Here is a 5,698-nt window from a genome sequence, read left to right as displayed (position 1 = left end):
ATCACTTCTTTGATCCTATTGCTTATGAAAGCGACTTGTTCCTCAAATGTCATTTCAGAAGTATCTACTAAAATGGCATCTTCGGCTTTTTTCAGGGGGTCAGAACTCCTATTGGAATCTTTTTCATCCCTGGCAGCAATGTTTTGTTTCACTTCCTTAAGTGTAACATCTTTACTGCTGCTTCTTACTTCATCGAATCTGCGTTTGGCTCTTGTGTCCAGATCTGCAACCATGTAAAACTTTAAGGTCGCATCCGGGAACACGGCCGTACCCAGATCTCTTCCGTCCGCTATATAAATGTCATGCTTTACAACTTCTCTCATGAGACCATTTACATAAGCCCGAACATCAGGATTTGAAGCAATTTCACTCACATTTTCAGAAACTTCCATGCTTCGAATTTCGTCGCTTACATTACGACCATTCAGTACTACATGAAATTTTTTATTTTTGAAATGAAAGGAAATCTCACTTTCTTTCAACTGATCAAAGAACTGTTGATAATTTTTTTGGCAGTTCAGATAAATTAAAGCAGCTACACGATACAAAGCTCCCGAGTCAAGAAATTGAATCTGAAGTTGCGCCGCTACGGCTTTAGCTGTTGAACTTTTACCCGATCCTGCGGGCCCATCAATTACTACTATCATACAGATCGGTTAAATTAAACTTATATTGTTAATTATTCAATCATTTCTTGTTTAATATTTTCATAACTCTTAATTTTGGTTTCTCGAAAAGATTCGAGTTATAATTAATTTCAAAAGCATATTTCGCAATGCCAATAACCAAACAAGCCAAGAAACGCGTACGCCAGGCTGAGCAAAGAAGGAATCATAATCGTAGTCGACGTTCTAAAATGAGAACGCTGATCAAAAAAGTATATGAAATTTCTGATAAGAAAGAAGCTGAAAAGGCGCTCAAAGAAGCTGTTTCATACCTTGACCGAATGAGTGTCAAAGGAATCATTCACGAGAATAACGCAGCACGTAAAAAAGCACAGCTTACCAAGTACGTAAATAACCTGTAAGTTTAGTTGGATGGCCAATCCCGAATCGAAAGCATTACTCGTAATTTTAGATGGATTTGGGTTGGCTAAAGATCCAACCGTCAGCGCTATAGACAAAGCTGACAAGCCTTTCATAGATTCGCTCTTCAACACCTGCCCTCATTCCAAACTCTCTGCCAGTGGCGAGAATGTAGGATTGCCCGACGGACAATTTGGTAATTCCGAAGTCGGACACCTTAATATTGGTGCCGGAAGAATAGTTTGGCAGGAACTTTCCCGAATAAATAAAGCCATTAGAGACGGTTCTTTTTTTGAAAATCAAGAACTACTAAAAGCCATTGAAAAAGCTAAATCCCGTAACAAGATCCATATCATGGGCTTGTTTTCGGATGGCGGTGTTCACAGTCATAACACACACTTGTTTGCCCTGCTCGAACTTTGCAAAAGGCATGAGATCGATAATGTCTTTATTCATGCGTTCACGGACGGGCGGGATACATCACCTGACAGCGGACTGCAGTATGCAAAAGAGTTAGAGATTAAAACATCCGAAATTGGTGTAGGGAAATTAGCTTCCTTAGTCGGACGTTATTACGCTATGGACCGTGACAATAGGTGGGAACGGATCAAGCTTGCTTACGACCTTTTGGTGCATGGGAAAGGAGAAAAATTCGACTCTGCAGAACAAGGTCTACAAGCCTCTTATAATGATGGGGTAACGGATGAGTTTATCAAGCCTATTTTGCTTGATGATACTCAAGAGTCACGTATTGAGAAAGGTGATGCTGTAATTTTCTATAACATCAGAGGAGACCGGGCTCGCCAGATCTCAAGAGCATTGAATGAAACCGGATTTAATAAGTTTGAAGTGGAAAATCTTCACCTTCATTACACTACCTTCACCTCTTATGACAAGACGTTTAAATTTACTCATGTCGCTTATCCGCCCCAGGAACTCACTAACACCTTGGGGGAATGGCTCAGCAAAAAAGGGTTTAAGCAATTTCGTATTGCTGAAACAGAAAAGTACCCCCATGTAACCTATTTCTTTAATGGCGGTGTGGAAGCTCCAAATAAAGGGGAGGATCGTTTTGTTGTTCCCAGCCCAAAAGTAGCAACCTACGATCTCCAACCCGAAATGAATGCAGCACTCGTCACAGATATTCTTTGTGAGAAATTAGCTGCTGAAGATTATCAATTTGTTGTACTCAATTATGCCAATCCGGATATGGTTGGACACACAGGAATCATGGAAGCTGCAATTAAAGCTGTTGAGACCATTGATATTCAACTCAAGAGAGTGATTGAAACAGCAAATAAACACGGCTATCGCACTCTCATCATTGCTGATCATGGTAATGCTGATTGCATGGTCAAAGAAGATGGGAGCCCTCATACTGCACACACCACAGCTTTAGTGCCGGCCATTGTCGTAAATCATCCAGATGAGATCAGCTTACATGATGGTATATTAGCTGACGTATCCCCTACGCTCCTAAAGCTTATGGGTGTTCAGCAGCCTGATGAAATGACCGGATCACCATTATTTTAATACTTCTAAACAGCATTTAGTTTGCATTTACTATACCGCGCTACTACCTTCGAGTAGTGATGAACTAAAGTAGCAACTCATTCGTTTTCATCACGAAAGCTTAACAGAATACATTTACACCAAAAGGACTTAAGGAACACGCCAGATGGAGGGAAATTTTTCAAGTAAAGTTCGTGACGTCATACAATTTAGCCGTGAGGAAGCTCTGCGGTTGGGACATGACTACATTGGAACAGAACATTTAATATTAGGTATTGTCCGTTTAGGTGATGGAGTTGCCGTGCGGATTCTTAAAAATCTCGATTGTGATCTTTTTAAACTTAAAAAGACCATCGAGGATACTGTTCGAGGTACCGGAGGATCGGTACAAGTGGGAAATATACCTCTCACAAAACAAGCAGAAAAAGTTCTCCGAATCACTTACCTGGAAGCTAAGTTATATAAAAGTGATACTATTGGGACCGAGCATCTGCTTCTCTCTCTATTAAGAGACGATGAAAATATAGCTGCTCAGATCCTGCAACAATTTAGTATTTCATATGATGCAGTTCGGGAAGAACTGGATCTTATCATATCAGGAAAATCTCGTGATGATCATAACGATTCATCATCAATGAAAGCGAGTGCTTCCACCTCAAAAGGACCACAAGGATCAGGAAGTTCAAGGGAAAAGAAAATGGACAAATCAAAAACACCAGTGCTCGATAATTTCGGCCGCGATCTTACAGAATTAGCAGAAGAAGGCCGCCTCGACCCGATCATTGGACGAGAAAAAGAAATTGAACGTGTAGCTCAGGTACTGAGTCGACGCAAAAAGAACAACCCTGTGCTTATTGGTGAGCCGGGAGTTGGTAAAACAGCAATTGCTGAAGGCTTGGCAACGCGTATTATTGAACGTAAAGTGTCAAGAGTTCTTTATGACAAGCGAGTTATTGCTCTGGATCTTGCTGCACTTGTAGCCGGAACAAAGTACCGCGGTCAATTTGAAGAGCGCATGAAAGCGGTGATGACCGAACTTGAAAAAACAGACGATGTGATCCTGTTTATTGATGAACTTCATACCATAGTTGGAGCCGGTGGCGCAAGTGGATCACTTGATGCTTCAAATATGTTGAAACCGGCACTCGCACGTGGTGATATTCAGGCAATTGGAGCTACAACTCTAAACGAGTATCGTCAGTTTATAGAAAAAGATGGTGCACTGGAGCGACGTTTCCAAAAAATCATGGTTGATCCGACTTCACCCGAAGAAACCTTAGAGATCTTAAATCAAATTAAGCCAAAGTACGAGAAGCACCATAGTGTACGATATACTGATGAAGCCATTGATGCATGTGTAAAACTGACTGATCGTTATGTTTCTGATCACTTTTTACCGGATAAAGCCATTGATGCTCTAGATGAAGCCGGAGCAAGAGTTCATTTGTCGAACATTACAGTTCCTCAGAATATCATAGATCTGGAAGAAGAGATCGAAACTACCAGCAATGAAAAAAACTCAATGGTTAAAAAACAGCGTTTTGAAGAAGCTGCAAGACTCAGAGATAAAGAAAAACGACTGATAGAGGAATTGGAATCTGCTCAATTAGAGTGGGAAAAGGAGTCCGAAAGTATTGTATATGATGTAGCCGAACAAGATGTTGCTTCAGTGATTGCTATGATGAGCGGTGTACCTGTAAACAAGATCAGCCAGAACGAAGGACAAAAACTTCTGAACATGAAGCAAAGTCTTGCAGGCAAAGTGATCGGACAGGAAGAAGCCATCATCAAATTAACCAAAGCAATTCAGCGTACCCGTGCAGGACTTAAAGATCCATCGCGACCAATAGGTTCATTTATTTTCTTGGGTCCTACCGGTGTCGGTAAAACTGAGATGGCAAAAGTGCTTTCTAAGTTTCTTTTTGACAAAGAAGATACTCTCATTCGTATTGATATGAGTGAGTACATGGAGAAATTCTCCGTATCCCGTTTAGTAGGAGCACCTCCCGGATATGTTGGTTATGAAGAAGGCGGAATTCTTACTGAAAAAGTCCGACGCAAACCATATAGCGTAGTGCTTTTGGATGAAATTGAAAAGGCACACCCTGATGTATTCAATATTTTACTACAGGTATTAGATGATGGGATCCTTACTGATAGTCTGGGACGTAAAGTAGATTTTCGAAATACGATTATTATTATGACTTCAAATATTGGAGCTCGTGATATCCGAAATATGGGTAAAGGTATTGGATTTGATAACGACGACTCTCCTTTTGATTATGCGAAGATGAAGTCAACTATTCAGGATGCCCTTAAAAAAGTATTCAATCCTGAGTTCCTGAATCGTATTGATGATGTCATCACCTTCAAGCCATTGGAGAAAACTGATATCTTCCAGATCATTGACTTGATGAATGAAGAACTTTTCAGCAGAATTAAGGAGCTTGGCTTTAATGTGGAAGTAACCAAAGCAGCCAAAGAATTCATTACTGATAAAGGCTTTGATCAAAAATATGGAGCCCGCCCGCTAAAACGTGCTATCCAGAAATATATCGAAGACCCATTAGCTGAAGAACTTCTTGAGAACAAACATAAAGAAGGTGCTTCCATTAAAATTAAAATGAACAAATCCAGAGATGGATTGGAATTCGATTGGACTGAATCGGAAACTACTTCAGCCAAAGAAGATAGTGAACAGGAAGAGGATGCTTCAGAAGAAGCAAAAGAAGCATGATCAACTTGATGATTTGATCTGACTTTCGAACTGAAACTAAAAAAGCCTTGTTTATTCACATGATCAAGGCTTTTTTTGTTAGCAAATATATTCTGTAATTCAGAATTGGACATTCAGATCAAGCGATCTGTTCAATCCGGATAAGGTATAACTGAAAGGTCTGTTTCTCGTCAATTCCAATGGTAGCAGATCCGTAATGCTTAATCGAGAGTTATAGTTTTGTTGCTCTATAGCCCGCATATCTATATTGATTGCGTGAACCTCTGTTTCAGTTAACAAAGAGCCGGACTGATCTGCCGTCAAAGCTATGATAGTTTTATCTTCAGGCACATATACTGCGTAAAATAACCGTGAACGAAAACTGGTACTCCCTACCCTTTCACCACTTAAAATTGAGTATACGCCAACTCTTCCGTTTGAACGT

5 protein-coding genes are annotated in these 5,698 nt (G+C 40.3%); 3 read left to right on the top strand and 2 right to left on the bottom strand.

Annotated elements, in window-relative coordinates; genetic code table 11:
* The coding region (gene cmk / locus VFM80_RS06685; protein WP_395070802.1) for a (d)CMP kinase at positions 1–647 on the bottom strand (647 nt) is incomplete at its 3' end.
* Between the two features lie 128 nt (positions 648–775).
* Here cmk and rpsT point away from each other — a divergent pair.
* The 3 genes from rpsT (at position 776) to VFM80_RS06670 (ending at position 5,274) form a co-directional block, all read left to right on the top strand.
* On the top strand, positions 776–1,027 hold the full coding sequence (gene rpsT, locus VFM80_RS06680; RefSeq protein ID WP_395070800.1) for a 30S ribosomal protein S20: 252 nt from the start codon (positions 776–778) through the stop codon (positions 1,025–1,027).
* Between the two features lie 10 nt (positions 1,028–1,037).
* Positions 1,038–2,558: a 2,3-bisphosphoglycerate-independent phosphoglycerate mutase gene (gene gpmI / locus VFM80_RS06675; RefSeq protein WP_395070798.1), complete on the top strand. Its 1,521-nt coding sequence runs from the start codon at positions 1,038–1,040 to the stop codon at positions 2,556–2,558.
* 145 nt (positions 2,559–2,703) lie between these two features.
* Positions 2,704–5,274, top strand: a complete 2,571-nt coding sequence (locus VFM80_RS06670) for an ATP-dependent Clp protease ATP-binding subunit (RefSeq protein WP_395070796.1) — start codon at positions 2,704–2,706, stop codon at positions 5,272–5,274.
* Positions 5,275–5,373: 99 nt separating this feature from the next.
* Here VFM80_RS06670 and VFM80_RS06665 read toward each other — a convergent pair.
* A partial coding sequence (locus tag VFM80_RS06665) for a hypothetical protein (RefSeq protein WP_395070794.1) occupies positions 5,374–5,698 on the bottom strand: 325 nt, incomplete at its 5' end.

This window comes from Gracilimonas sp. (assembly GCF_035704785.1).
Taxonomy (GTDB): domain Bacteria; phylum Bacteroidota; class Rhodothermia; order Balneolales; family Balneolaceae; genus Gracilimonas.
Note: the sequence above shows the minus strand (reverse complement) of the source record. Positions and strands in the feature narration are given on the sequence as shown.